General features: G+C 68.7%; 24 protein-coding genes. 9 read left to right on the top strand and 15 right to left on the bottom strand.

The window, feature by feature from the left end; all coding sequences use genetic code 11:
- Window positions 1-132: 132 nt before the first annotated feature.
- Together NS1_RS07900 and NS1_RS07895 are read left to right on the top strand one after the other, a co-directional pair.
- A complete protein-coding gene (locus tag NS1_RS07900) occupies window positions 133-486 on the top strand; it encodes a YciI family protein (protein ID WP_062982988.1) in 354 nt (117 codons plus the stop codon).
- The gene (locus tag NS1_RS07895; RefSeq protein WP_062982986.1) at window positions 483-1,730 is read left to right on the top strand and encodes an RNA polymerase sigma factor; all 1,248 of its coding nucleotides are present in this window, start codon (window positions 483-485) and stop codon (window positions 1,728-1,730) included. The genes NS1_RS07900 and NS1_RS07895 overlap by 4 nt, the downstream gene beginning before the upstream one ends.
- A gap of 15 nt (window positions 1,731-1,745) precedes the next feature.
- On the opposite strand, the gene NS1_RS07890 is transcribed toward NS1_RS07895, so the two are convergent.
- Both NS1_RS07890 and NS1_RS07885 read right to left on the bottom strand, forming a co-directional pair.
- On the bottom strand, window positions 1,746-2,567 hold the full coding sequence (locus NS1_RS07890; protein WP_062982984.1) for a siderophore-interacting protein: 822 nt from the start codon (window positions 2,565-2,567) through the stop codon (window positions 1,746-1,748).
- A 76-nt stretch (window positions 2,568-2,643) separates the two neighbouring features.
- Window positions 2,644-3,813 carry a hypothetical protein gene (locus NS1_RS07885; protein ID WP_056810664.1) on the bottom strand — a complete coding sequence of 390 codons (1,170 nt, stop codon included), beginning with the start codon at window positions 3,811-3,813 and terminating at the stop codon, window positions 2,644-2,646.
- Between the two features lie 193 nt (window positions 3,814-4,006).
- Between NS1_RS07885 and NS1_RS07880 the strand changes: the two genes are divergently transcribed.
- On the top strand, window positions 4,007-5,026 hold the full coding sequence (locus NS1_RS07880) for a hypothetical protein (protein WP_062982983.1): 1,020 nt from the start codon (window positions 4,007-4,009) through the stop codon (window positions 5,024-5,026).
- Between the two features lie 2 nt (window positions 5,027-5,028).
- Here NS1_RS07880 and NS1_RS07875 read toward each other — a convergent pair whose 3' ends face one another.
- Both NS1_RS07875 and aspS read right to left on the bottom strand, forming a co-directional pair.
- Window positions 5,029-5,997 (bottom strand): DUF389 domain-containing protein, encoded by a 969-nt coding sequence (locus NS1_RS07875; protein ID WP_062982981.1) that lies wholly within the window; start codon window positions 5,995-5,997, stop codon window positions 5,029-5,031.
- Window positions 5,998-6,072: 75 nt separating this feature from the next.
- Complete coding sequence (gene aspS, locus NS1_RS07870; RefSeq protein WP_062982979.1) at window positions 6,073-7,881, bottom strand: aspartate--tRNA ligase; 1,809 nt, start codon at window positions 7,879-7,881, stop codon at window positions 6,073-6,075.
- A 209-nt stretch (window positions 7,882-8,090) separates the two neighbouring features.
- Between aspS and ypfJ the strand changes: the two genes are divergently transcribed.
- The gene (gene ypfJ, locus NS1_RS07865; RefSeq protein ID WP_062983484.1) at window positions 8,091-9,017 is read left to right on the top strand and encodes a KPN_02809 family neutral zinc metallopeptidase; all 927 of its coding nucleotides are present in this window, start codon (window positions 8,091-8,093) and stop codon (window positions 9,015-9,017) included.
- Window positions 9,018-9,065: 48 nt separating this feature from the next.
- Window positions 9,066-9,560 (top strand): hypothetical protein, encoded by a 495-nt coding sequence (locus NS1_RS07860; protein ID WP_062982976.1) that lies wholly within the window; start codon window positions 9,066-9,068, stop codon window positions 9,558-9,560.
- Window positions 9,561-9,617: 57 nt separating this feature from the next.
- On the opposite strand, the gene NS1_RS07855 is transcribed toward NS1_RS07860, so the two are convergent.
- Window positions 9,618-11,240: a hypothetical protein gene (locus NS1_RS07855; protein WP_062982975.1), complete on the bottom strand. Its 1,623-nt coding sequence runs from the start codon at window positions 11,238-11,240 to the stop codon at window positions 9,618-9,620.
- A complete protein-coding gene (locus NS1_RS07850; RefSeq protein ID WP_062982973.1) occupies window positions 11,237-11,566 on the bottom strand; it encodes a type VII secretion target in 330 nt (109 codons plus the stop codon). Before NS1_RS07850 ends, NS1_RS07855 begins: the two co-directional genes overlap by 4 nt.
- A gap of 192 nt (window positions 11,567-11,758) precedes the next feature.
- Here NS1_RS07850 and NS1_RS07845 point away from each other — a divergent pair, with 192 nt between their 5' ends.
- Both NS1_RS07845 and NS1_RS07840 read left to right on the top strand, forming a co-directional pair.
- The gene (locus NS1_RS07845) at window positions 11,759-12,733 is read left to right on the top strand and encodes an NAD-dependent epimerase/dehydratase family protein (RefSeq protein WP_062983483.1); all 975 of its coding nucleotides are present in this window, start codon (window positions 11,759-11,761) and stop codon (window positions 12,731-12,733) included.
- A gap of 31 nt (window positions 12,734-12,764) precedes the next feature.
- Window positions 12,765-13,778: an Rv2578c family radical SAM protein gene (locus NS1_RS07840; protein WP_062982971.1), complete on the top strand. Its 1,014-nt coding sequence runs from the start codon at window positions 12,765-12,767 to the stop codon at window positions 13,776-13,778.
- 27 nt (window positions 13,779-13,805) lie between these two features.
- Here the strand turns inward: NS1_RS07840 and NS1_RS07835 are convergent, their stop codons facing one another.
- Window positions 13,806-14,414 carry a hypothetical protein gene (locus NS1_RS07835; protein ID WP_255284455.1) on the bottom strand — a complete coding sequence of 203 codons (609 nt, stop codon included), beginning with the start codon at window positions 14,412-14,414 and terminating at the stop codon, window positions 13,806-13,808.
- Between the two features lie 118 nt (window positions 14,415-14,532).
- A complete protein-coding gene (gene hisS / locus NS1_RS07830) occupies window positions 14,533-15,804 on the bottom strand; it encodes a histidine--tRNA ligase (protein WP_062983478.1) in 1,272 nt (423 codons plus the stop codon).
- Window positions 15,805-15,890: 86 nt separating this feature from the next.
- Between hisS and NS1_RS07825 the strand changes: the two genes are divergently transcribed.
- Both NS1_RS07825 and NS1_RS07820 read left to right on the top strand, forming a co-directional pair.
- The gene (locus NS1_RS07825; protein ID WP_062982969.1) at window positions 15,891-16,787 is read left to right on the top strand and encodes a peptidylprolyl isomerase; all 897 of its coding nucleotides are present in this window, start codon (window positions 15,891-15,893) and stop codon (window positions 16,785-16,787) included.
- Between the two features lie 240 nt (window positions 16,788-17,027).
- Window positions 17,028-17,600: a hypothetical protein gene (locus NS1_RS07820; protein ID WP_056810695.1), complete on the top strand. Its 573-nt coding sequence runs from the start codon at window positions 17,028-17,030 to the stop codon at window positions 17,598-17,600.
- Between the two features lie 44 nt (window positions 17,601-17,644).
- Here the strand turns inward: NS1_RS07820 and NS1_RS07815 are convergent, their stop codons facing one another.
- From NS1_RS07815 to NS1_RS07785, 7 genes are all read right to left on the bottom strand, one after another.
- Window positions 17,645-18,061, bottom strand: coding sequence for a DUF4913 domain-containing protein (locus tag NS1_RS07815; protein ID WP_056810698.1), 417 nt, complete (start codon window positions 18,059-18,061; stop codon window positions 17,645-17,647).
- Entirely contained in the window at window positions 18,058-19,884 is a 1,827-nt protein-coding gene (locus tag NS1_RS07810) for a type IV secretory system conjugative DNA transfer family protein (protein ID WP_062982967.1), read from the bottom strand. The genes NS1_RS07815 and NS1_RS07810 overlap by 4 nt, the downstream gene beginning before the upstream one ends.
- 31 nt (window positions 19,885-19,915) lie before the next feature.
- On the bottom strand, window positions 19,916-20,419 hold the full coding sequence (locus NS1_RS07805) for a hypothetical protein (RefSeq protein ID WP_082844168.1): 504 nt from the start codon (window positions 20,417-20,419) through the stop codon (window positions 19,916-19,918).
- Between the two features lie 59 nt (window positions 20,420-20,478).
- Complete coding sequence (locus NS1_RS07800; protein WP_062982966.1) at window positions 20,479-22,134, bottom strand: peptidoglycan DD-metalloendopeptidase family protein; 1,656 nt, start codon at window positions 22,132-22,134, stop codon at window positions 20,479-20,481.
- Window positions 22,135-22,195: 61 nt separating this feature from the next.
- Entirely contained in the window at window positions 22,196-22,504 is a 309-nt protein-coding gene (locus NS1_RS07795) for a transposase (RefSeq protein WP_062982964.1), read from the bottom strand.
- Window positions 22,501-24,858, bottom strand: coding sequence for a hypothetical protein (locus tag NS1_RS07790; protein ID WP_084503590.1), 2,358 nt, complete (start codon window positions 24,856-24,858; stop codon window positions 22,501-22,503). The genes NS1_RS07795 and NS1_RS07790 overlap by 4 nt, the downstream gene beginning before the upstream one ends.
- Before the next feature lie 7 nt (window positions 24,859-24,865).
- Window positions 24,866-26,362, bottom strand: coding sequence for an SCO6880 family protein (locus NS1_RS07785; RefSeq protein WP_056810708.1), 1,497 nt, complete (start codon window positions 26,360-26,362; stop codon window positions 24,866-24,868).
- Window positions 26,363-26,526 lie beyond the last annotated feature (164 nt).

Below are 26,526 nucleotides of genomic sequence, written 5' to 3'. Positions count from 1 at the left end.
GCGGGGTTCGTCGCGACGCCGCGGAAATCGGCGCAGAATTCTTCGGACAGGGTTGTCGATTGTGCCCGCGCTCGCTCGTCGAGTGAGTACGGCCACCCGACGAGCGGGCAGCCCCCACCGAAGGAGCACATCATGAGCCAGTACCTGGTCCTGATCTACGGCGACGAAGCCACCTACGCCGCGTACTCCCCCGCCGAGTTCGACGACATGCTCGCCGCCCATCGCACGTTTCAGCAGATCGCCGGTGACGCCAACCTCGGCGGGCAGGCGTTGCAGCCCACCGCGACCGCGACCACGATCCGCCGCGATGCTGGCGGCGAGGTCGTCATCACCGACGGCCCGTTCGCCGAGGCGAAGGAAGCGCTCGGCGGCTACTACCTGCTCGAGGCGCCGGACCTGGACGCCGCGATCGCCCTCGCCGCACAGGTGCCTGCCCCCACCGGTGGCGTCGAGGTGCGCCCGATCCAGGTCTACCCGCAGTCGTGATCACAGCGGCGGCCGCAGCCGTCGAACAGGCGCACCGTCGCGAGTGGGCTTTCGTGCTCGCCGCGACGGTGCGGTTGGTCCGCGATTTCGACCTCGCTGAGGAATGCGTGCAGGACGCCTACGCGACGGCGCTGACCGTCTGGGCGAGCGACGGTGTCCCGGCCCGACCCGGCGCCTGGCTGACGACGGTCGCGCGGCGTCGCGGCCTCGACCTGCTGCGCCGCGACAGCACCTTCCGGCGCGCGCTGCCCCAGCTCGTCGTCGACGAATCGGTGGACGATACCGCCGACCTGGCGCTGGCCGATCTGGACGACCCGGCGATCCCCGACGACCGGCTGCGGCTGATCAGCACCTGCTGCCACCCCGCGCTCGCGCCACAGGCGCAGGTCGCCCTGACACTGCGGCTGGTCTGCGGCGTCACCACCGCCGAGGTGGCTCGCGCATTCCTGGTGAGCGAGGCGACCATGGCCGCGCGGATCACCCGTGCCAAGAAGAAGATCGCGGTAGCGGCCATTCCGTATCGAGTGCCCTCGGTGCGCGAGCTGCCGCAGCGGCTCGATTCCATCTGCGCGGTGATCCACCTACTGTTCACCACCGGCCACACCTCGCCCGCGGGCGAGGTGCTGGTCCGTACCGATCTCGTCGACCGGGCGCTGCAGTTGGCCAGGATGATGCACGCGCTCGTCCCCGACGACCCATCGGTGACCGGGCTGCTGGCGCTGATCCTGCTCACCGACGCGCGCCGGGCAGCGCGCGTCGACGACGAGGGCACCCTGTGCACGCTCGAACACCAGGACCGCGACCGCTGGGACAGAGCGGCCATCACCGAGGGCATCGCGCTGGTGAAACACGCGCTTCCACATACCGACCGGTATACCCTGCAGGCCGCGATCGCCGCCGTGCACGACGAAGCACCGACCTGGGCCGATACCGACTGGCGGGAGATCATCGGCCTGTACCGGTTGTTGCTGCGCGATGCGCCGTCGCCGGTCGCGCTGCTCAATCACGCCATCGCGGTCGGCCTGGCCGGCGATCCGGCCCAGGCGCTGGCGCTCCTGGATCCGCTCGGCGCGGAACCGGCGCTGGCGACCTACGGCTATCTCGACGCCGCCCGCGCCGCCTTCCTCACCGATCTCGGACGCACCGGCGAAGCGATCGCCGCCTACGAGTCGGCGCTGCTGCTCACCGACAACGCGGTCGAAAGTGCCCATCTGCGCGGCAAACTCGCCGCGCTGACCCGCTGAGTACTACTTACGTGATCAGGCGCCCTCGGCTGCCAGCTCGCGCTTCCATTCACGGAAGCCCTCCTCGGTGCGGCCGCGCCGCCAGTATCCCGAGATCGAGAGCCATTTCGGCGCGATGTCGCGTTCCTTGCGCAGGTAAGGGCGCAGCTGACGCATCACGGACTCGGCCTCGCCGTGCACGAACGCCTGCACCTGACCCGGCAGCCACTCGGCCGCACGCACCGCTGCCACCAGCGGCGAATGCGCCCCGGCCAGGTCGTCGGTGATCCGGTCCGAGGACACACCGCGATGCACCCAGTGCAGGCGCAGATCAGCGGGAGAAACGAGGGGGATCTCGTCCTCGGTGCCGCCCACCTCGACGAACACGAGCGCGGGCGCACCGGCCGGCAGTGCTTCGAGTGCGGCCGCGACAGCGGGCAGCGCCGATTCGTCGCCGGCGAGCAGGTACCAGTCGGCCGCCGGGTCGGGTGCGAACGCACCGCCCGGTCCGTTCAACCAGAACCGTGCGCCCGGCTCCACCGAGCGCGCCCACGGCCCCGCGACGCCCTCGTCACCGTGCACCACGAAGTCGATGCTGATCTCGCGCAGCTCGGGATCGAAGGATCGCACCGTGTAGGTGCGCAGCACGGGCTGGCTCTCCGGGCCGAGCGTCGCGCGCACCGTGTCGAGATCGAACGGCTCGGGATATTCGACGCCGGGCGCCGGGAAGATCAACTTCACATAGGCGTCGGTGAACGCGTTAGGGGTGAATCCGTCCGACACGGTGCCGACCACGCGCACCAGGTGCGGGGTCAACCACTGCTTGCGGACGACTGTGACGGTGACCGGTATCGGCACGGCTGCTCCCAACTCCTCAGATCCCTGCCGACGGTACCCGCGGCGCGGCGAGAAGTGGGGAGCCAGCTCGGCGCCGCTACTCCGACCAGCGTTCCTCGAGCATCGCCGAGACCTGTTCGGCGAAGTCGCCGACCGCGTCGTCGCCGGTCATCCTGGCGTCTTCGGCGAGTGCGGACCACCGGTTGATCAGGGCTTCCGAGCGCGGGACCGACAGCCCGTGTTCGCGGGCGGTGGCGATGCGGGCGTGGTCGGCGGGCAGGAACCAGTAGGTGGACAGCCAGACCCAGATCAGCCGGGCTTCGAGGATCCGTTCGGCCAGGACGGTGTCGTCGGCCAGCGACGGCCAGACGCCGACCACGGCAGAACGCCAGGCCTCGACCATTTCCTTGGCGCGGCTGCGCGAGAGTTCGAAATCGCACAGGCAGCCGGGGTAGGAGACGAGCGCGTAAGTGATGTCGAGGGTGGCGTCGCGGAAACCGCCCCACTCGTAGTCGAGGAACCGCGCACCTTCCTCGTTCATGATCACGTTGTCGGGGCACAGGTCCGACGGGCTGAACGCGCGGTAGCGGCCACCGGTGAACAGACGGTTGCCGTGCACGATGCGTTCGGCGATCTCGCCGGGCACCTCGATGCCGAACTCGGCCGCGAGCAGACCGGGGACCTCGGCGATAGCGGCCTGGGCCTGCTGGGCGATCCCGTCGACGCGGTGCACCGAGTCGACGCGACGCATCAGGGCGACGAAGTCGGGCTCGCGGCCGACGGTCGCGGCGTGCATCCGGCCGAGCGCCTGCGCGAACGCCATCAACGAGTTGCGGGTACCCGGCTCCACGCGGGCCTGCAGCACCGAGGTGAGTAACGCGTTGTCACCGAGGTCGGAGAGCACGAGGAGCCGGTCGGGGACGCTGTGCGCGATCAGGAAGGCACCGGGACGCTGCTCGCGACTCAGCGCGGTGGTGAACTGGTAGGACACCGCCTCGCGGAGGAATGCCGCGTCGATACTGGCGACGCCGGGCGCCAAACCACCGGCGCGGCGGTCGGGAGTAGAACCGCGCACCTGCTTGACGATCAGCGTGCGCGGCAACGAAAATGCGTTTTCCGCAACACGCACGCGTAGGACTGTCGTCCTACCACTGCCGCTGAGCTCGATCGGATCACTCAGCTTTACCGGAGCACCCATTCGCTTTGTGAGCAACTGTTGTGCTGCGGACACGACGTCGGCGGCGCGTTCGGCCAATAGTGCGGTCATCGCCTCTCAAGCTACTCGTACCCGGTCACTTCTAGCGAGCGGTTGGACAACCTTTCCGCGTCGTTCGGCGTGTTGGCACCGAGGTTGCGCGTGTGTTCCTGTTGGCTTGACACATCAGCCGGTCGTCGGGTTTTCTCATCGTGAACTGCTGTGCGCCACACCGCAAACCGGTTGAGTCGAAAGGTCTACCACAGTGACCGACACACCGTACGCCGCATCGAGCGATTCACCGGGCGGGTCGCCTGTTCCGGGCGGTGGCGGACAATTCGCCGGACCCGGGGGCAGACACGAGGGAACCGGGCAACCACCGGCTCCCGGTACCGGACCGAGCAGGCACGGAATGGCCGGTGGCGCAGGCTATCCGCAATTCGAGGGCCCCGGCGCCGCCCAGTACGGGCACGAGCCGGTCGAGCCGCCGCCACCGATTGCCGGCCACGGCGGACAGGCACCGCAGTACGGGCCCGCCGGCACGGGTCCCGGTTACGCGGTGCCCCAGTCGAAACCGGAGAATCCGATCTACCCCGCAGCCCCCGCATCCGGCGTGTCCACGGGTGGTGGCGGGCAGACGCCCGGTTACTACCATTCGGGAGCACAGGCCCTCGATATCGGCCGTTCGCTGAGCTACGGCTGGGAGCGATTCCGGGCCAATCCCGGTCCGTGGCTGGGGGTCACCGCGGTGGGGGTATTGATCTATCTCGGCTTCCTCGCCGTCGTCCAGATCGTCGATCCGACATCACCGTTCAGCGTGCTGTTCCTGTTCTTGATGGTGATCGTCGCGCTGTGGCTGCTGCAGGCGGCGATGGTGCGCGGGGCGCTCTACGAAACCGATGGGTATCCACCGGCATTCGGATCGTTCTTCCGATTCGTGAACGCGGGCAATGTCCTACTGACCTCGCTGCTCGCGTTCACCGTCACCCTGCTGCTGTCGTCGCTGTGCCTGGCGCCGGGGCTGATCGCCGGGTTCCTGTGCATGTTCTCGCTGCACTTCGTGATCGATCAGGACTACGGCCCGGTGGAAGCGATCAAGGCGAGCGCGCAGCTGGTGCTGGCGAATCTGTGGGCGTCGCTGCTGCTGGCGCTCACCGTCATGCTGGTCACCTTCGTCGGCGCGGCGCTGTGCGGGCTGGGCCTGTTCGTCGCGGGGCCGGTGTGCGTCATCGCGGTGACGTACTCCTACCGGATGCTGACGGCGGGACCGGTCGCCCGCGTCTGAGGTCAGCGTTCGAACACGGTCCGCATGCCGATGGCCCGCTTGAACCGGCCGATCGGACCCTTCTCGTCGCCCGCCTTCGGTCGCAGCTCGAGCACCAGTACCCCGGCGATCACGATGCCCACCAGATTCAGCGCGAGCTGGCCGACCGACTCGAACGCCCGATGCCACTGTCCGATGGTCGCCGCCACCACCGCGTAGCCGGCGGCGGGCACGGTCGTCACCGAGATGAAGACCCCGATCAGAGCCGCCGACTTCGCGGTGACCAGCGACAACATCCCCGCCGCACCGGCGAGCAGCGCCACCACCAGCGAGAACGGACCGACCTCGAAGATGAAGTCGACGCTGTGCGCGTCGACCACACCCTCGGTGGTGATCCAGCCGAGCTGCTCCCACACGATCGTCGCGCCGAGCGTGACCACCATCGCGAACGGAAACGCCACCGCCAACGCGATGATGGAGCGCCGCGCCAGCCGCCAGTTGCGGCGCACCAGTGCCACCGACAGCGCGGCCAGCGGACCGAACTCCGGGCCCACCACCATCGCGCCGACGATGGTGACCGGTGAGTTGGTCGCCACCCCGATCGAGGCGAGCAGGCAGGCGATGGTCAGGAACGCCACGAAGGTGGCGTTGAGCGAGGATTCCTCGTGGGTTTCCTTGAGCAGTTGCTCCCAGATCACCGCGTCACTCGGGTCACCGGGCGCGGCGCGAACGGCCCGGTCCGCGGCATCGGAGAGCACCGCGCTGACCGGGCCGAGGGTGATTCCGCCGTGCTCGACGATGCCGAGCGACTTCACATCGGCGAGCACCTTGTTGCCCGCCTCCCGCGCCACATCGGCCTGAACGAGATCGCCCACGGGGTCGAGCGCGATGCCGCGCGCCACCGTCAGGTGGGTGACGCCGGTGTCGGCTTCGAGAACCCGCACCAGCTCATCGGTCTGCTCGGGCGGGCTGATCACTCGAAGATGTAGCACCGGTGTCCTCCTGATCGGTATCGCCGTGGCGATACGGGAACTGACCAGAAGGTACCGGGCTCCCTCCGATGACCGCTATTTCTCGGCCGCAACAACTTTCGCCGCGTCGGTGGCCTTGCCCTTGACCTCGGGCTTGGCGTCGATGCCCGCCTCCTTGCGCTGCTGCGCGGTGATCTGCGCGGGCGCGTCGGTGAGCGGGTCGACACCGCCGCCGGTCTTCGGGAACGCGATCACCTCGCGGATCGAGTCCTCACCGGCCAGCAGCGCGGTGATGCGGTCCCAGCCGAAGGCGATGCCGCCGTGCGGCGGAGCACCGTAGGCGAACGCGTCGAGCAGGAAGCCGAACTTGTCCTGGGCTTCGGCGTTGTCGATGCCCATCACCGAGAACACGCGTTCCTGCACATCGCGACGGTGGATACGGATGGAACCGCCACCGATCTCGTTGCCGTTGCAGACGATGTCGTAGGCGTAGGCCAGCGCGGAATCGGGGTCGGTGTCGAAGGTGTCGAGCGACTCCGGCTTGGGCGAGGTGAACGCGTGGTGCACCGCGGTCCAGGCCGAGTAGCCCAGCGCCACGTCACCGCTGGCGGTCGCCTCGGCGGCGGGCTCGAACATCGGGGCGTCGACGATCCAGACGAAAGCCCAGGCGTTCGGGTCGATGAGGTCGCACTTGCGGGCGATCTCGCCGCGCGCGGCACCCAGCAGGGCACGGCTCGACTTCACCGCACCGGCGGCGAAGAACACGCAGTCGCCCGGCTCGGCGCCGACCTGCTTGGCCAGGCCGTCCCGTTCCACGTCGGTCAGGTTCTTGGCGACCGGGCCGCCCAGGGTGCCGTCTTCGTTGATCAGGATGTAAGCCAGGCCCTTGGCGCCACGCTGCTTCGCCCACTCCTGCCAGGCATCGAGCTGGCGTCGCGGCTGGCTCGCGCCACCGGGCATCACGACCGCGCCGACGTACTCCGACTGGAACACCCGGAAGGTCGTGTCCTTGAAGTAGTCGCTGAGCTCGGTGATCTCGACGCCGAAACGCAGGTCGGGCTTGTCGGAGCCGTAGCGCCGCATCGACTCCGCGTAGGTCATGTGCGGAATCGGGGTGACGATGTCGTGGCCGACCAGCTTCCACAGCGCGGTCAGGATGTCCTCGGCCAGCAGGATCACGTCGTCCTGGCGCACGAAGCTCATCTCGATGTCGAGTTGGGTGAACTCGGGCTGACGATCGGCGCGGAAGTCCTCGTCGCGGTAGCAGCGCGCGATCTGGTAGTAGCGCTCGATGCCACCGACCATCAGCAGCTGCTTGAACAGCTGCGGGCTCTGCGGCAGCGCGTAGAAGCTGCCCGGCTGCAGGCGCGCGGGGACCAGGAAGTCGCGAGCGCCCTCCGGGGTGGAGCGGGTAAGCGTGGGGGTCTCGACCTCGACGAAGTCGTGGCTTGCCAGCACCTCGCGGGCGGCGGCGTTGACCTTGGAGCGCAGGCGGATGGCGTGGCCGGGGCCTTCGCGGCGCAGGTCGAGGTAGCGGTACTTGAGGCGGGCCTCGTCGCCGGGGGTCTCGTCGAGCTGGAACGGCAGCGGCGCGCTCTCGTTGAGCACGACCAATTCCTTGGCGTCGACCTCGATCTGCCCGGTCGGCAGCTCCGGGTTCTCGTTGCCGTCGGGACGCCGTTCCACCACACCGGTGACCTGCACACAGAATTCCGCGCGCAGCTTGTGGGCCTGTTCGGCCGCCTCGCCCTCGCGGAAAACCACCTGCGAGACGCCCGAAGCGTCGCGCAGATCGATGAAGGTCACACCACCGTGGTCACGACGCCTCGCCACCCAGCCGGTGAGGGTGACGGTCTGACCGGCGTGCTCGCCTCGCAGCGAACCAGCCAAGTGGGTGCGCAGCACGGTATTCCTTTCGACAGACTTTCACGGACTTGTCGCACCGGCGCAGATGACCGGGTGCACTGCCATCGTAGTGAGACACGGTGCCCGAGTGAAAACCGATATCTTCCCCACCGTGTCAAGCTTGTGACACCTGTCCGCCGTCGCCGCTCCCGCCGACGGTGAATCATGCTGTGAGGCAGCTGGACAACCGAGCGAAGGCGAGTACCGCGATGACCTTCAACGAAGGTATGCAGATCGATCCCGGCCGGGCTTCCTCGGGTGGCGGACCCGGCATGGGCGGCAAGCTCGCTCTCGGCGGCGGCGCTGGCGGTCTGATCCTGTTGGTCATCACGCTGCTCCTCGGTGGCGATCCCGGGACGGTGCTCGGCAACTTCACCGGCGCGCAGAGCGGGCAGCAGGCGCAGCCGGGGACCGCGGGAACGCCGGCGCACTGCAAGACCGGCGCCGACGCGAACAAGTACGTCGACTGCCGGGTGGTGGCCACCGCGCAGAGCCTCGACGCGGTGTGGTCGGTGCAGCTGCCGCAACAGACCGGCAAGAACTATGTCGAGCCCGAGCTGGTGCTGTTCACCGGTGCCGTGAACACCGGGTGCGGCAATGCCACCAGCGACGTCGGACCCTTCTACTGCCCGGCCGACCAGACCGCCTACTTCGACACCGCCTTCTTCCAGGAGCTGACCGACCGGTTCGGCGCGAGCGCGGGACCGCTGGCGCAGGAGTATGTGGTCGCGCACGAGGTCGGCCACCACATCCAGAACCAGCTCGGCGATATCGGCAAGGCCCAGCGCGATCCGCAGGGCGCGACCTCCGGCGCGGTGCGCACCGAGCTGCAGGCCGACTGCTACGCCGGTATCTGGGCCAACTTCGCCGACAAGCAGCCCTCGCCCGGAGGCGGGCAGCCCTTCCTGAAAACCTTGTCCGACAAAGATATTCGCGACGCGCTGTCGGCCGCCAATGCCGTGGGCGACGACCGCATCCAGCGCTCGGCGGGTCGCGGCGTCAATCCCGAGTCGTGGACCCACGGGTCCTCGGATCAGCGGCAGAAGTGGTTCCTCGTCGGCTACCGGACCGGGTCGGTGCAGGCCTGTGACACCTATTCCGCGCGTGACCTGGACAACCCGCCCGGGCTACGCTGACTCCTCGAACGCGATACCCACGCACTGTCTTTCGATCGAGGGGAACCCATGCGCCTGACCATGACCGGACTGCTCGTCTGCGCTCTCGCCCTGCCGGGCGCGAGCGCACTCGCCCATGCCGATCCGGCGCCACTACCGCTGGTGAGCCTGACCACGATCCCCGACGGCTGGTCGCAGCGCACCGACCTGCGCCCGGTCCTGCAGGTCTTCGCCGACGGCGAGGCCGTGCACCAGCCCGATGCCGTGAGCAAGGACCGCAAACCCGAGACCGCCCCCAAGAAGGTGACCGGAAAGGTTGCCTCCGACGTGATTTCGGCCGCGCGCGAGGAGATCAACGCGCTCAAGGAGATCGATTTCGGCATTCCGGCCGGCGACAACAGGGGCACCCAGATCATCGATCTGATGCCCGACGATCCGGCCGACGAAGTCCACCTGGTCGTCTACTCCCCCGAGGCGTCCGATGGCCTCGATCCGGCGCAGAAGGACGCCCGCAAGCGATTCACCGACCTCTACAAGAAGCTGGTCGACGCCTTCAAGAGCTGATCGTTCGACGCTGAACCGACAGGGGCTCGCCGGTTTCCACCGGTGAGCCCCTTCGGGTCAGAAGCGATCCGCGGTCGCGTCCTCGTCGCGTTCGTCCTCGTGGACGGCACCGATGACGTCGGGTGTGGATTCACCCAGCGGACCGGTGAGATCGTCGTTGCCGGTGCGGCTCTGGTAGGGCTGCACGGTACGACCGTGTTCTTCCTCGTTGTTGCCACGGCCCGCGCCGCCGCCCGCTCCCGCGCCGCCGCCCATCATGCCGGAGGTACCGCCGGTGCTCGCGGCCGTGGTGGTGCCGGAGCCCATCGCGTTGACGGTGGGCATCACTCGACCGGCGGGGACCGCCGCACCCGGCACGGCCGCGGTGGTCTTCGGCGTACCCGCGCTCGGGGTGCCCGCGGAACTGCCGCCCGCACCACCCCGCGCGGTCCCGAGCGCGCCGAGCGAGGCGCCGGAACCGCCGCCGCTGCCACCGGAACCACCGGAGCCGAGGCTCGACGCTGTCGTCGAGCCGGGAGAGGTGGTGCCCGCGGTGGTGCTCGCTGCGGTGGTGGAGGAGTCGCCGCCGCCGGTGAGGGCTTCCTCGGCCTGGGTGAGCAGCGGTTCGCCGATGTTCTCCGAGGCGGCGGAGAGGACTTCCTCGGGCGAGGGCAAGCCGCTCTGACTGGCGAGCTGCCCGACGACGCCGCTGAGTTCACCGGTGTAGCCCATCAACTGTCCACGGGTGACATTGACGACCGACACCGCGTCACCGAGATGCGTAGTGGCCAAGCCGATCAGGGTGGCCTGGGTCGGCGGCAGCATGATCGTCGGCGCGAGCGCGGTGGCCTGGGCCGCGAAGGTGGTGGCGATGGTGGTGAGCTGCGCGTTGCCGGTCTGCACCACAGCGGCCGCCTGCTGCGTGAGCGCGGAGATGTCGATGCCGCGCTGACTGGTGTCCTGCCCCTGGGTCTGCGCCTGCTGGCTGGCGGTGGTCGCCGCGTCGGCGGCCTGACCTTCCCACACCTGCTGAACGGTCTTCACCCCACCTTGGGCCAGGCTCATCGCCTGCTCGATCACCGCAGAGGAGTTGCTCAGGATCGTGGTCGGGTCCAGCCCGCTGAAAACACCGGTACCGAAGCTGCTGAGCAGGTCGAGGAACGGCTGGAACAGGGTGTCGATGCCGGGCAGCGCGGGCAGCGACAGTCCGCTCATCAGCGCGGCGACCGGATCTTCGGTCAGTGTCGTCGCGGCGGCGGACGTGCTCGCGCCAGAGGTGTTCGCGGCGCCGGCGCCCGATGTTCCGGTGAGCGCGGACTTGGCCTGGTCGAACGCGGTCAGTGCGGCGGCCGACGCGGGCGCCGCGACCTGAGCCACCGTGCCCTGCAGGCCACTGAGCGCGGACGAGGCGTCCTCGGCGACGCCGGACAGGATGTCCTGGGGTTGCACGCCGGTGCCGAGCCCGCCCAACCCGGCGGGCGACATGCTGCCGTTCTGGGCTTCGTCGGTGATCTTCTGCGCGAGCGTGAAGACCGCTTCCTCGTCGGCCGCCACATCCTCGGGCACCTGCATCAGCGACACATCCAGAATCGCCTGCGCGTCGAGCGGTGCCGCACCCATCACCGACGCGGTCGCGGCATCGGCGGCCGCCATGGCAGCGTCGGGAGCGATGACGCCGGTGTCCGAACTCAGCGGCTTCACGCAGGACCCCCGAGCCCAGCAGCCTGACGCGCGAGTTCGGCGGCGTTGTCGATATCGGTCGACTCGAAGGTCACCGACGACTTGAAAGCCGCGTCCGAGAGCGAGCTGAACTTGGCCGACAGGTCGTTGATGTCCTTGGCCTGCAACGCTTGTGCCGCCGCGAACATCGCCAGGTAATCGGCGCCGATGAGGCCGAACACCGGCGTCGCCGCCGACACGCTGGCGACCAAGTCGATATTGCCCGCCGCGGCGACCTGTGCCGCCACCCCGCCATTGGTCGCCGCGAACGCGGCGACCTCTCCGGTTTGCACCGAGAGATCAGTCATGCGAATCCCCCCAACTCGTCGTGAAAAGTCTGCACTACAGAAGGCAACGGCGGACGCGAAACTCCCGACGCGACCGCCCAACTGCGATTGGCGCCAAATATAGCCGAATTCCCCGACAGTTTTCGAGTCGTGCCACGTTCGATCTGGTCGATCGACTATCAAAACTAGAACATGTTCTATATCCTCGGGCTCATGAAGGTCGCAGTGACCGGCGCAGCCGGCTACCTCGGTACCAACTTGATCCCTCTGCTCGTCGAGCGCGGCCACGAGGTCGTCGCGATCGACCGCGTAGCCCCGACCACCGCCGATCCGGCCGTGACCTGGGTCGAAGGCGATGTGCTCGACCCCGCGTCGATGCGTACGGTGCTGGCGGGCGCCGAGGTGGTCTACCACCTCGTCGCGCTGATCACCCTCGCCGAACGCAACGATCTGGCGTGGCGGGTGAACACCGAAGGCGTGCGCGTCACCGCCGAGGCGGCGCTGGAATCGGGTGTGCGTCGGTTCGTCCACACCAGCTCGATCCACGCCTTCGATCAGTACCGCGCGGGCGGGCACATCGACGAGACCTCCGGCCGCTCCGACGATCCCAGCCTGCCGGTGTACGACCGGTCGAAGTGGTCCGGCGAACTGGCGTTGCGGCCGGTGATCGAACGTGGACTCGACGCGGTGATCGTGAATCCGACCGGCGTCTACGGTCCGGTCGACCACCTGGACCGGCTCTCGCGCATCAACTCCGCCGCCGGCCAGGCGATGCGTGGCCGAGTTCCGGTGATGATCGGTGGCGGCTTCGATCTGGTCGACGTGCGCGATGTCGCCCACGGCCTGATTCTGGCTGGCGAGAAGGGCCGCACCGGCGAGAACTACCTGCTCGGCGGCGAGATGATCACGATGGTCGACCTGTGCCGGATGGCCGCGGCCCGCACCGGCGCCAAGGGTCCACGCTTCGTCATCCCGGCGAAGGCGGTCGGCGCGATGATGCCGGTGCTCGAGCCGATCAGCAGGCGCCTCGGCTCCGACATCATGTCCAAAGCCGCCATGGGCGCGCTGATCTCGGCGCCGACCGTCGATCACGGCAAGGCCGAACGCGAACTCGGCTACCGCCCGCGTCCGACCCTGGAGACCGTCAACGACCTCGTCGACTTCCTGCGGGCGTCGCGTCAGGCTTGACACCTGTTCGAACAAATGTTCGACTCGTGGGGTGCGGTGGCAAGCTCAGACCCTGGACGCCGATGACGGCGCGCTGCCCGGCCTGACCAGGGCCGGGCTGGTTCGCTCCGTCCGCACCCCCGAGTTCGACGGCATCACCTTCCACGAGGTGCTGTGCAAGAGCGCGCTGAACAAGATGCCGGAGAGCTCCGCGCTGCCCTTCCGCTGGACGATCAACCCGATGCGCGGTTGCTCGCACGCCTGCCGCTATTGCTTCGCGCGCGGCAGCCACGAATATCTCGGCCTCGACGCGGGCGAGGATTTCGATTCCGAGATCGTGGTGAAGACCAATATCGCCGCGGTGCTACGCCGTGAGCTCATGCGCCGGTCCTGGCAGCGCGAGGCGGTGGCGCTCGGCACCAACACCGACCCCTATCAACGTGCCGAGGGCCGATACCGCTTGATGCCCGGCATCATCACCGCGCTCGCCGATTCGGGCACCCCGTTCTCCATCCTCACCAAAGGCCCGCTGCTGCGCCGCGACCTCCCGCTACTCACCGAGGCGGCCCGGCGCGTCGAGGTGAGCGTCGCGGTGTCGATCGCCATCCTCGATCCCGATCTGCACCACAGCCTCGAACCGGGCACCCCCGAACCGCGCGCCCGCCTCGACCTGGTCCGCGCGCTGGCCGACGCGGGCTTCATCGTCCATGTCATGGCCGCGCCGATCATCCCGTGCCTCACTGACAGCCGGGCCCATCTCGAGGCCCTGTTCGCCGCGATCTCCGACGCGGGCGCGTCCAGCGCCATGGCCTTCCCGATGCACCTGCGCGGCCCCACCCGGGACTGGTTCCTCACCTGGCTCGCCACCGAACACCCCGCGCTCATCCGCCGCTACCGCCAGCTCTACGCCCGCGGCGGCAACGTCACCCCGCTCTACCGCGACTGGCTACGCGACCGGGTGAACCCCCTGCTGACGCACCACGGCCTCCGTCAGACCCAAGGCCGCACAACACCAGCCACTCCCCCTGCCACGCCACAGAGCGCGCAACTCGCTCTCTTCGGCTGACCGCCCTCGGATCCGACAACGAGAGGTTCAGCCGAGTGCGGCGACCTCGGAATCGCTGAGGACTACCGGCGAAACACTGTCCTTGCTGCGCACCGACCGCACCGCGCGATACAGCGGGCGTTCCTCGAGACCCGCATCGCGCGCCTCGGCGCGCAGCTGCTGCACCAGTACTTCCGAGATCGCGATCGCGGCGACGAGTTCGCTGGCGGCGAGCGCGTCGGCGAGTTTGCGCAGGCCGAGTAGGTGCAGTTCGCGTCCGCTACCCACATCGGTATACATCGCCAGGGGCACCAATTGGGTGTCGCCGCCCGCGGTGACCCGCAAGGCGATGCGACTGAGCCGTGCGGGGTACACCAGCAGGTGCACGCCAGTGGCGTCGGCGAGGTCGAGGGTATGTTCGCCGAACAGGCGATGTGCGCGGATCACGGTGCCGCTCAACCACATTCGGCGACGCTGGAACGCGAACACGTAGCCGATGGTCGGGACCGCGACGGCCAGTCCGATCAGGATCGCGTACGGCCAGCTCAGCCAGACCGCCGACAGCAGCGTCGCCCCGACGCCGACTCCGAGCGCGGCCAGCGCGAGCCTGCGCAACATCGGCGCGAACACCTCGGGCGCCACAAGGTCGATACCCACCGGTTCCGTCGCCGACGACTGCCCGGATTGCCCGTCCACGATGACCCTCTCCACCCGCCACCGGCCCACCCGGTGTGGCGCGGTCAGATTACCGCGCCCCACCGACCGCGGCAGCCCGCTACCCGAGCTCCCCGCGCAGCACCGCGACGACGCCGTCGAGCGGGACGGACCGCTGCTCGCCGGTCGCCATCTCCTTGACGCCGATGGTGTTCTCGGCGAGATCGCGATCACCGAGCACGAGGGTGTATTTCGCCCCCGAACGGTCGGCGCCCTTCATCGCGCCCTTCATCCCGCGTCCGCCATAGGCCAGGTCGACGCTGATGTCGGCCGCGCGCAGCTCACCGGCCAGCGCGACCAGCTTCGCCTTGGCGGCGTCACCGAGCGCGACGCCGTAGACCTGGCAGCGCGCCGGATCGGCCGCCGACTTGCCCTCGGCCGCGAGCGCCAGCACGGTCCGGTCGACACCGATGCCGAAACCGATGCCCGACAGCGGCTGTCCGCCGAGTTCGGCCATCAGCCCGTCGTAGCGCCCACCGCCGCCGATGCCCGACTGCGCGCCGAGCTGATCGTGCACGAATTCGAACGTGGTCTTGGTGTAGTAGTCCAGGCCACGCACCATGCGCGGGTTCACCACATACGGCACGCCGAGCGCGTCGAGGTGGCCGAGAACCTGCTCGAAATGGGCCTTCGCCGACTCCGAGAGGTGGTCGATCATCAACGGCGCGTTCGCGGTCAGCTCACGCACTTCCGGACGCTTGTCGTCGAGCACGCGCAGCGGGTTGATCTCGGCGCGGCGCTGGGTCTCCTCGTCCAGTGGCAGCCCACGGAGGAACTCCTGCAGCAGTTCGCGGTACTGCGGACGGCACGTCTCGTCGCCGAGCGAGGTGATCTCGAGGCGGAACCCGTCCAGGCCGAGCGAGCGGAACCCGGCGTCGGCGATCGCGATGACCTCCGCGTCGAGGGCGGGATCGTCGATGCCGATCGCCTCGATGCCGACCTGCTGCAACTGCCGGTACCGACCGGCCTGCGGGCGCTCGTACCGGAAGAACGGACCGGCGTAGCAGAGTTTCACCGGCAGCTGACCGCTCTTGTCCAGACCGTGCTGGATCACCGCGCGCATCACGCCCGCGGTGCCTTCGGGACGAAGGGTGAAGCTCTCGCCGTTGCGGTCGGCGAAGGTCCACATCTCCTTGCTGACCACGTCGGTCGACTCGCCGACACCCCGTGCGAACAGGGCGGTCTGTTCGAATACCGGCAGCTCGACATGCCCGTACCCTGCCAGTCGGGCGGCGTGGATCAAGCCGTCGCGCACGGCGACGAACTCGGCCGAACCGGGCGGCAGGTAGTCGGGGACCCCCTTCGGGGCGGTGAAGCTGCTGGTCTTGGTCACGATGGTCCAGTTTTCCCCACGGGCGCCCTCCGCGTCCAACCGGTTACCCTCTAGACGAACCTGACGAACACGGGAGGAACGCGGTAGTGCCGAGTAACGAACAGCGACGGGCGGCGGCCAAGCGCAAGCTGGAGCGCCAGCTGGCACGACGGGCCGAGCAGGAGAAGAAGCGCAAGCGCTTGACGATCGCGGGCTCGGTACTGGGTGTGATAGTCGTCGCGGCCGCCGCGACCGGCGTGTATTTCCTCACCAGAGGCGACGACAGCGAGTCGGCGACCGCCGAGTCGTCCTCGGCGGTGCCGACGACCCAGTTCGTCAACACCCCCCTCGACATCCCCGGTCCGCCGCCGGCCGCGGCCAAGCCCGCGACCGTCGACTGCAGCTACCCGGTGGGCCAAGAACCCCCCGCGAAGCCCGTCACCGCGCCGGCCACGACCTCGGTCGCCACCGACGGCCCCGAGGTCAAGGTCGCGATCGATTCCACGCAGGGCCCGATCGGGTTGTCGCTCAACAGCGCACAGGCACCCTGCACGGTGAACTCGCTGGTGAGCCTGGCCCAGCAGGGCTACTTCGACAAGACCAGCTGCCACCGCATCGTGGCGACGCCGGGCTTCGGCATCCTGCAGTGCGGTGACCCCGCGGCCACCGGCATGGGTGGCCCCGGCTACAGCTTCGACAACGAATACCCGACCGATCTGTTCGCCGCCGGTGACCCGGCGCTCCAGCAGCCGGTGAACTACAAGCGCGGCCTGGTCGCCATGGCCAACGCCGGTACCTCGTCGGAGGGCAAGGGCACCAACGGAAGCCAGTTCTTCCTGGTCTTCGGTGACACGCAGCTGCCGCCGAACTACACCATTTTCGGCACGATCGACGAAGCGGGCTTGGCCACCCTGGACAAGGTCGCGAGCGGCGGCGTCAAGGGCGGCGCCGAGGACGGTGGGCCCGCCATCCCGATCTCGTTCAACACTGTCAAGGTGGGCTGACGCCGCCTTTCTCAGCGACACAACGGACCGGACACGCTCGCGTGTCCGGTCCGTTTCCACTTTTCTGGCCCCGACGTGCGAAGAAGATCATCAGAGGCTAGGCAACCCTACGATTCATTCGGCCCACGACCCGGTCACCCGCACTTTTTCGGCCACCGGTCGGCCCCGCCGGACATCGCATCGTGTCCTTCGCGCGGTAGGCTCAGATGTCCACTTCCACAGCAGCATCGGGGAGCAGTCATGGCGGAACTCGACGACATCGGCAGCGAAACGGCGTCCATGATGCGCATCATGCTGCAGATGGCCACCCTGGTCGCCCTCAAGTCGCGTGAACACGGTCAGAAAGACGCCGAGTCACGCGCGAAGGCGATCGAGGCCAAGATGAAGGAAGCGCGGGAGTTGCAGATCCGCGAGGCGCGCGATCTCAAGGCCAAGGATCCGCGCAATATCGAACTCGTGCAGATGATGTCGGTGGGCTCGCGCACGGTGGAATCGCGCGGAGTCGAATCACGCGGCGTCAGCCTCAACAAGGAGTCGGGCTCCCCCTTCGCCGCGAGCGCTGCCGGGCACTCGAGCAGCGCGGGACAGGCAGTCGGCTACGACTCCACCGAGCGGCGCGCGGCGATCGCGGCGCATCTGCAGCGAGCCGGTGTCGCCCCCGAACTGAGCCAGGTCCGAATGCTGGTCGAGATGGGCCACGGGATTTCTCCCGAGGAAGCGATCCGGCTGCGCGACGCGGGTACGCGGAACATGCCCGCGCGGGCACGTGGCCTCGAGCGCGGCATCGAACGAGGGATCGAACGCGGACGCTGATCTCGGCGGCGCCGGGGAGCTGCCCCGCCGAGATCGTGCTCGGCTCAGGCGCCGGGAACAGCGCCCTTGTCCCACAGCCCATTATCGGGCTCGGTCCACTGATCCAGGTCCGGCTTCTCCACCGGCAACGACGTGAGCATCTCTTTGTGCCCGTTGCGCACGCTGCAGTATTTGAACGGCCCACGCGGGTCGAACAGCTTGATCATGTGGGGATCGGCGTGTTCGAGGAACCACACGCTGATACCGGGGCCGCCTTTCATCCGGTAGTGCTCCCACGCCTGCCACAGCGCGTCCAGGCGCACGGCGGCCTCGGGGTGGCGCCACCATTCCGGGCACCACACGGTATCGCTGATATCGGTGACCTGACGACGATAGAGCTGGCTCAGGTATTCGCGGACGAACTCGCTCACCCCGGCATAGACCCGCTCCTGCCGGTCCGTATCCGAAAAATCGTTGCTCACAGCGGCTTGACCTCCTCGACTTCACCGATCTCTTCCGGCGGACTGGATTTCGCTAGCGACGGGGACCCGAACAGGTCGTCTATCCGGGTTTTGCGAGTCGGATCGTTCTGCTCGATCGACTTCTTGACCGCCTCGGAGTATTCCGATTCCCACCACGGCACCGTCCGCACCAGCACGGCAGGCTGACCGGAGGTGAACACGACGGCACGACCGCGCGGTAGCGTCGCCAGGCCCTGTGGGGTGAAGGTCACCGAGGAGCTCAGCGAGCGCGAGTAGCTCTTGCTGTTGCCCGACTGCGACATCGACGACGAGATCGAGTCGTACTCGCCGATCGCCTCGGATCGGTCGCGCAGGAAGGCCATGTCGTCGACCCCGCTGCCGAGGACTTTGATATTGGCCGCGGACCACAGCGCGCTCATTCCGGCCTCGCCCCAGCAGCGAGCACCCTGCGCCCACGACTGCAGCACGGTCATCACCACGATGCCGCGCGATCCGAAGTGGCTGTACTGCTTGGGCAGATCCTTCCAGCGGACCACGTTGGCGGCCTCGTCGAGCACCGCGAGCAGCGGGATCGGCAACCGCCCACCCGACGACCGCGAGGCCTTGCGCATGGCCACATCGATGACGGCCTCGGTCAGCGCGCTCACCAGCGGTGCGGCCGAACCGCGCCCCTCGAGCGACAGGCAGTACAGCGTGCCGTTGCGTTCGATGAACTCCAGCTCGTCGAACTGGGGGCGAACACCGTCGGCCGGCGTGATCCACGGATGCACATTCGACAACTGCAAGCAGCGGATCATTTTCTTGGCGGTACCGAAAATGCCACTCCTGGTGCGCTGGTCGGCGTTGTACTGCATGGCCAGACCGGACGCGGTGAAGTGGTGTTCGGCGCTGCGAAGGTATTCGATCGCCTCGGTGTTCTGCGGGTTGGTCACCCATTCCCACACCTGGGTGATCGGTTTGCCCGCGATCGCGGCGGCGAGGAAGAACGCGGCGAGCAGGTCCTCTGCCTCGGGATCGAAGAAGTTGTCGCCGTCGTCGGCACTGCCGCCGGTCTCGGCGTCGGCGAAGTGACCGGCCAATCGCGCCGCCCGCATCTCGCAGCCTTCGGTGCGGAAGTTGACCCAGGCCAGCGGATCCCAGAACCAGGTCGGTCGTTCACCGGCGACGCCCTGCGGGTCGAAGACGAACGTGCGGCTGCCCTTGTCTTCGCGCACGTCACGAGTCGCGTCGACGACGTCGCGCTTGTTCGATGTCGCCAGCACCGGCCCGATCGCGGACAGGATCGCCGGAATCACCCGTGATGTCGACTTGCCCTGTCGAGGCCCCCAGATATCGAGATGGAGGTCTTCGTAGGAGCCGTAGAGCGGGGTGCCGTCGGCAACCGCGATTCCGATCGGTACCCCGGGCGCGTCGCCGGTCCCGAGCCGCACGCCGAGATCCTTCGCCTTCTCCCTGACTCCGGCCTCGGTGATCGACCCGATCGCGCTACCGACACCCATGTAGTCGGCTTTGTCGTCGATTGCCAACCGCCCCACGACCGCACGCTTCTGCAACCGCTTGCGGATCACCACATACGCGATGGCCGACGCGATCACCAACAACACGATCACCGTCGACGCACGTGGCCAGTGCAGCTTGCCCCGCGCCAGATCGGCGACCACCGCGATCGGGTTGATCGGAATGGACTGCGGTACAACCGCCAGCGCGTTGCCCAGATGCAGGGCGACCGCGAGGGTGATCAGCACCGCGAACCCGAACACGATCATGATCAGCGTCGTGTCGGGTCCGACCGCGGCCGGATCCGTCACCTTCTTCTTCGCCACGGGTGCCTCCTTGTGTGGACGTGGTGTGTGGTCAGCGGAACGCGTCGAGACGCCAGCCTTGCGGCGTCTGCACCACGGTCGCGATGACCGTGCTCGGCGGTAGGGCTTCGGTGCGTCCGTTGGGGTAGACGACCGTTTGTTCGATGCCGATCTTGTACTGCGCCACCGTGGGATCGGCGCTCGCGGGCGCCGGCTCCCCCGAGGCGAAGGTGAACGCCTCCACATGCGCCTTCGCCCTCGCCCAGTCCGCCCACTGCAGCGACGGTTTCGGGGTCTCGGTGGCGCCGATCGAGCTGTCCAACATACGTATCATGCTGGGCCCCAACCATTCTCGCGCGCGCTGTAGCGAGGATCCCGGTTGCTCGGTGACGGGGTTCCAGGTGTAGACCTCGCGCAGCGCGACGACCGCGACCCCGTCGGGAGTGGTCGGGTCGACCGCGGCTTCGAGCAGGCGGGTGGTGGAGGTGGCCTCAGGGCGCGACGGCTCGGCGTCGCCACCGCAGGCAGGGACCGAGAGCAGGACAACCACGAGCATCACCGCCCCACTTGTGTGGATTCGTGTTCTCTCCCACCAGGTTATCGCTGGTCGCGCCCTCACAACATCCTCCTCGCCCGTGCGTCGCCGGGCACCGCCACCTCGGCGACACCCCCGCCACCGCGGTTGCTCGTCGGTGGCACCGCCTGGATCAGCCTGCCGTTGCCCGCGTAGATCCCGACCTGGGTCGGTCCCTGCCGTCCGAACCCGCTGAACACCAGATCACCGACCGCCGCCTTCGCGATCGGCACCTCCCGGCCCGCCTCCCACTGCTGTTCCGCGGTGCGCGGCAACGTGACCTTGCCCGAGGACGCGGCGAACACCGCCGCGGCGGTCAGTCCCGGCCCGTCGAATCCGCCGCCGCTCGGCCCTTGCGCGCCGCCGCCACCCCACACGTACGGGGTGCCGAGCCAGTCGTGGGCGGCCTCGACGATCTGTTCGCCGTCGGACCCCTGCCCCGGGGTGAATCGGCCTTGCGCGCCGGGCGCCCGGTACTGCGGCTCCATCGACAAGATGTTGGTGACGTAGGGCCTGGTCTCGGAATAGTGCGCCGCATACTGATTGGGCATCCCCCCGGAGGCCAGCACCGCGCCCTCACCGGCGTTGTAGCCGGCCAGGGTGAGCGCGGCCAGGTCGCCCGAGACGCGACCGGCGGCCATCCACCCGGCGATCTTGTGGGCGATCGAGCACATGTAGCGGGCTTGGCCGATGATCGCGTCGCCGTCGTCCCACACGCTGGCCGAACCGTTGCCGTCGGCATCGATGATGTAGGGCTGACCGTCCTCGGGATTGATGCTCGCGGCCGTGCCGGGCAGGAACTGGGCCAGGCCCTGGGCACCCGCGGGCGAGGTGAGACCGCGCCGGAATCCCGACTCCTGCTTGGCCTGCGCGGCCAGCAGCGACGACGAGATCTCCGGGCACACGGTTCCCGCGCGGCGATACCAGATCTCGAGCTCGGCGGGCACCTTCCCGTCGGCCAGCGCCCCACCGGCGCTGCCGAATCCACGCACACAGTTCGGATCGCTCGAAAACGCCCGCGCGCCGCCGACATCCGGGGTGGGTGCGCCGTCGAGCCACGGCATCGGGTCGATCTGACGGCCACCGGTGAACCGGCCGCCGGGCACGATCTCGAAATGCAGGTGCGGGCCACTGGATTCGCCGGCCGAACCGACCATCCCGATCGGCTGACCCGCGGTCACCGTCTGACCGGTGCGCACCTTGACGCCCGCGTCCCACATGTGGCCGTAGACCGCGGAGTAGGCGCGCCCATTGGTGTCGACGGAATCGACGACGATCCAGTTGCCGAAACCCGAAGCGGGACCGGCGGCGACGACCCTGCCGTCGGATACCGAGTAGATCGTGGTCCCGTCGGTGGCGGCCATATCGATGCCCTTGTGATCGCCGCCGCGCGAACCGAACACGTCGGAGACGGTGAAAGTGCCGATCTCGAGCGGCAACGTGCGGCGCAGCGGACCGACACCCGCGGCCAACACCGGCGTGCCGGTTACCGCCGGATTCGATGTCGGTGCGGCAGCACTGGTCGCGCCCGCGCGATTGTCGCCGCCGAGTTGGGGCAGCGTCGGCACCGACGATCCGACCAGCACATCGCCGGTCTCGCAGGTCTCATCCGAGGACGGCAGCACGATCACCAGCACCAGCGCCACCAACCCGACGACCGAACCGAGCGCCGTCATCATGATCGTGCGGACGTTCACCGGCCGCCTCCCCACGTTCCGCGGCGGGCGCCGACTTCGGCAACGTCCGCCGCGGCGGAGTTCATGTGCGTCGCCGGGACTCGTTGAGCGTGTCGGCGAGCGTGCGGTTCATCTCCGCGGCGGCGGCCAGCTGTTGTTGCAGCAGCGCCACTTTGCGGCGTAACGCGGTGGCGTCCAGCCGGTCCAGGCTCGGGTCCTGGGTCGCGCGGACCCAGTTGCGCACCGAATTGGCGTGCACGCCGATCTGTTCGGCGACCATCCGGCACGCCTCGGATTCGCTGCGCAACTTGTCGGTCAGCGCGACCACCTGGGCGACGGCGGCATTGCGGACCTCCGGCGAGACCCGGCGATAGGACCGGTGCGGCATCATTGCTCACTCCCGTTCGAGTAGTCCGGCGTGCCACGTGGGTTGTCGCCGAACTCGCTGAAGCGCTGATTCGTGTCGTGGATTCCGCTTTCTCGTTCCGACACCGTGAACTCCATGTGGAAAGGGATACCGGGTCGACGATCCTCGCCGACCTTCAGCAAGAACTTTCCGGTGCCGGGCGGCGATGGCCGCTGCTGGCCGGGCTTGAGCGCCTCACCGGTGAGGGCCTGCGGCGCCGACCAACTGGTCACCATCTCCTGCTCGGCCGAGGTGAACGGCACCGTGGAGTCGAGCCTGCTGATCTCCTCGGCGGGCAACGCGCCGAAGATCTTGGCGCGCGCGCGTTCCAGGAAGCCGATCGCCTTGGCGATCGCGGCGTCCGAGCCGAGCGCCTGCAGGTCCTTGATGGTGTGGCTGATCATGATCAGGGCGGTGGCCAGGCCGCGCTGCAGACGGGTCAGCTCGTCGACGCGGTCGACCATGAAGTCGCCGAGACCGAGCACCTGCCACAGCTCGTCCATCACCACCTGGAAGTAGCGCTGCGGGCCGAGGTCGGCGTCGGCCAGCACGTGCGCGGCCTCGACGGAGGCGAAACCGTCTGCCCAGCAGGCCAACATGACCGCGGCCTTGAGCTTCTTGTCGCCGCTGGGGATGTGCGAGACGTCGATGCACACCGCGACGGCGCTGGTGTCGATGGGAACGCTGGTCTGGCCGTTGAAGATCGCGCCGAACGGGCCCTGGGTGAGCGCGCGCAGCGAACGGCGAAGCCCCTTGATCGCGTTCTGGTATTCGTCGCTGTTGTCGGCGCCCGCGTCGAGCATCATCTCGGCGCCGCCGCCGACGATCACCTCGAGCAGGTTCTCCATGATCGGCGGCTTGTCGGGGGTGAAGCCGCCTGGCTGGTAGAGGATGCGCAGCGCGGTGGCGATCAGCGTTTCCTCGAAGTCGGCCACGCGGGCGCCGCGGACCAGTTCCACCAGGCCCGCGATCAGTGTCACCTGCCTGGCCCGCAGATCCTGCAGCACCTGACGTTGCAGCGCGGGTTTGTCTTCCAGCCGCGGCACGACCGAGCCGAGTACGCCCGCCGCCAGTGGGTTCAGCTTGCCGTGCCCGTAGCCGAGGTCGATCACCTGACCGCCGACGAGTTCGACCATCTTGCGGTAGTCGGGTTTCACGTCGGCCAGGATCAGCGGGGTGATGCCCTGGGCGATGCCGCCGAGCACGATCCGGCGCACGAGCGAGGACTTGCCGAAACCGTTGAGGCCGAGCACGAACAGGCTGGGCGCGGTGATGAAGCTGCCGCGCATGAACCAGTTCATCGGATCGAAGCAGACCGGGGCGCCGGTGTGCAGATGCGAGCCGAGCGGGGTGCCGATCAGCGGCGCGCCGGCACCGACCGACCACGGCCACAGACCCGCGACCTGGGCGGTGGTGGCCCGATACTCCACCGGGCGGCCGACGACGTTCATCTTGCCGCCGCCGGCGCCCGAGTAGCCGCGGTCGGTCAATTCGGCGGTGGTGCGGTCGAATCCGTCCTTGACGACGGCCTCGCTGCGGGCGTGCGCGTTGTTGCGACGCAGATCGTCGGTGTGGATCCGGAAGGTCGCCCACGCCGCCCGCAGACCCGACTGCTCCCGGGCGATCATCTCGTAGCGGGCGCGGGTGGCGTCGTCGAGCAGCCTCGGGCCCGACTGCGAACGCCGGTCCGGCTTGGTCGATTTCGCGGACCGACCCGAACCCATCGCGCGGTCGGCGGCCTCGTCGGGCCGGATCGCGCGCACCGCCTTCGCGGGCCTTGGCTTCTTCTTCGTCAGCTTGGGTTCGGCCTGCTTCGGCCGTCGACGCGGATCGCCCTGGGGGCGTTGGTGTTCCAGACGTGGGCCGTGGTCCTCGTCGCGCAGCCCACGTTCGGCCCGCGCCCGCGCGGCCCGATCGGCATCGGGATGCGGGCGCCGAGTGCGGCGCTCCCCCGCACCTTCGCGGCCGGGCGCGCGCGGTCCGTCACCGCGACCACGCATCTCGTCACCACGGGGGCGAAGACGACCGTCCTCGTCCTCCCTCGGCCTGCGTGGTTCCTCGCCACGCGGTCGGGTCGGGCGGACTCGGTCGGCCCGCGGTTCCTCACGCGACCTGCGCTCACCCGACGGACGTTCTTCGGGCACGCGTGATCCCCGCGTCGAGCTCTCGCGCTCGTCGCGTTCGGTGCGCTCGTCGAGGCCGAGCACGTCGTCGCTCACGCGCGGCGCGCTCCCCGCGGGCCGTGGCTCGCGTTCGCCGCGGATGCGCGGCGGCCGGTGGACCGGGCGCAACGCGACATCGTCGCGATCGCGCACCGGGGGTTCGTAGTCGCGTCCCATAATCGCCTCACCCCGCCAATGCCTTCGGAATGGTTGCGTGTTCGGGCAGGATCACGCCGCAACCGAGAGATGCCGCGAACGCCGCGGACTGGTACCGGTAGCAGCGCCGGATCTTGAGCCGCGCCTGCGTGGAGAGGTCACGGGTGATGGCCTCGATGCGTGGCAGGTCACCGCGCAGCGGTTCGGTGATGGTGACCAGCGCGCCGAAACGGGTGACACCGTGTCCGCGTGCCTGTTCCTCGCGCGCCTGCTGGGTGGCGCCGACCCGCAACGTCGCCGCCGCCGAGACCACACCGCGTTCGCTCTGCTGCGCGACGAGCGCGTTCTTGAAGTCGTCGTCGACGATCTCGGCGGCGTCGGCGGCCGAGTGCGGCCGGTAGACGATCGCGATGCGTTTGCGTGGCACTTCGGGATTGGGCGCGAGCAGCCGCTGCAGTACCCGCTCGTCCACCGCGCCCTCGGGCGCCGCGTCCATCTCCCAGGTCACCGAGCGGCCACCGTCGTGGATCAGGTGATCCCACTTCTCGTCGTAGGACACCGGGCCCGCGTCGTCCCAGCCGAGGCCGTGCCCACCGGGATCGGCCGCGGCCACCTCGAGATCGGCCTGCGCGGCCGGGTCGTAGCTGCGGCGGATGAAGGAGATGACCTCTTCGGCCGACATCGGCTGCGCCCGCACACCCGCCTCGGCCAGCGCCGCGCAGATACCGGGCAGCCTGCGCCCGATCTCCACCGCTTCCTCGGCCGGATTCTTGCGCCGCTCGGCGGTGGTCGCCTTGAACGTGATCGCCACCCGCGGCAGCAATTGCACCCGCTCCTGCGGCAATTCGGTGGCCAGCTCGTACATCACCTGCTGGGCCAGATCGGGAGCTTCGGGGCGGGTGATCGTGGAAACCTCGTTGAGCAAACGGTTTCCGGTCTCGGGCACCGTGTCGATCACCGGCACCACCGCGACGATGTCGCTGGTCTGGCCGACCGAGGCGAGGAAGGTGCCCCAGGCCGCGACCCAGCGATCGATCACCGGCTGGTCCACTGCCTCGTGCCCCTGCGGCCAGGCCCGCAACACCACCGTGTACTGCGCGAACGCGGGCAGGTGGATCATCCCGAAGTGATAGCCGCCGGCGTCGATGCCTTCATAGAGCTTCGACGGAGCGAGCAGCCCTGGCAATTTCGTGACACCGCCGGGGATCCGGGAGAACCGGCCGCCGCGATACACGTGCTCGCCGTTGTTGCGCGAGCGCCTCCAGTTGAACATCATCAGTCCCGTCTCATAGCCCGAGCGGCCCCCCGTCCGCCACACCAGGGGCACCATGACCAGCGCACCGAGCCCGCCGACGACGAAGCCCCATTTGAATCCACCGACCATCGCGCAGATCAGCGCCGTGATCACCACGACGAAACCGATCACGGTCTCTTCCCAGCGCAGGCCGAAAAGGCCCGCGCTGCGCGGTTTCTGCCACAGCCCGTACGAGCGGCGCTCGTAGGTGTCGGTCGCCGATGTCGTCATCGCGGAATCGTGCTCCTGCCGAGGTCGGGTGAACGATTCGCCCAGCGGTCACCGGCGACGTCGCCCATCGATTGGTCCGCGCGCCCGGTGGTGTTGGCCGCGGTCCGCGCGGCGGCCACATTGCGGGCCGCGCCCGCGGGCACCGAGCCCGAACTGGTCGTCGC

It is taken from the genome of Nocardia salmonicida NBRC 13393 (assembly GCF_001613085.1).
Lineage (GTDB): Bacteria > Actinomycetota > Actinomycetes > Mycobacteriales > Mycobacteriaceae > Nocardia > Nocardia salmonicida.
This window is presented reverse-complemented; position numbering and strand designations above follow the sequence as displayed.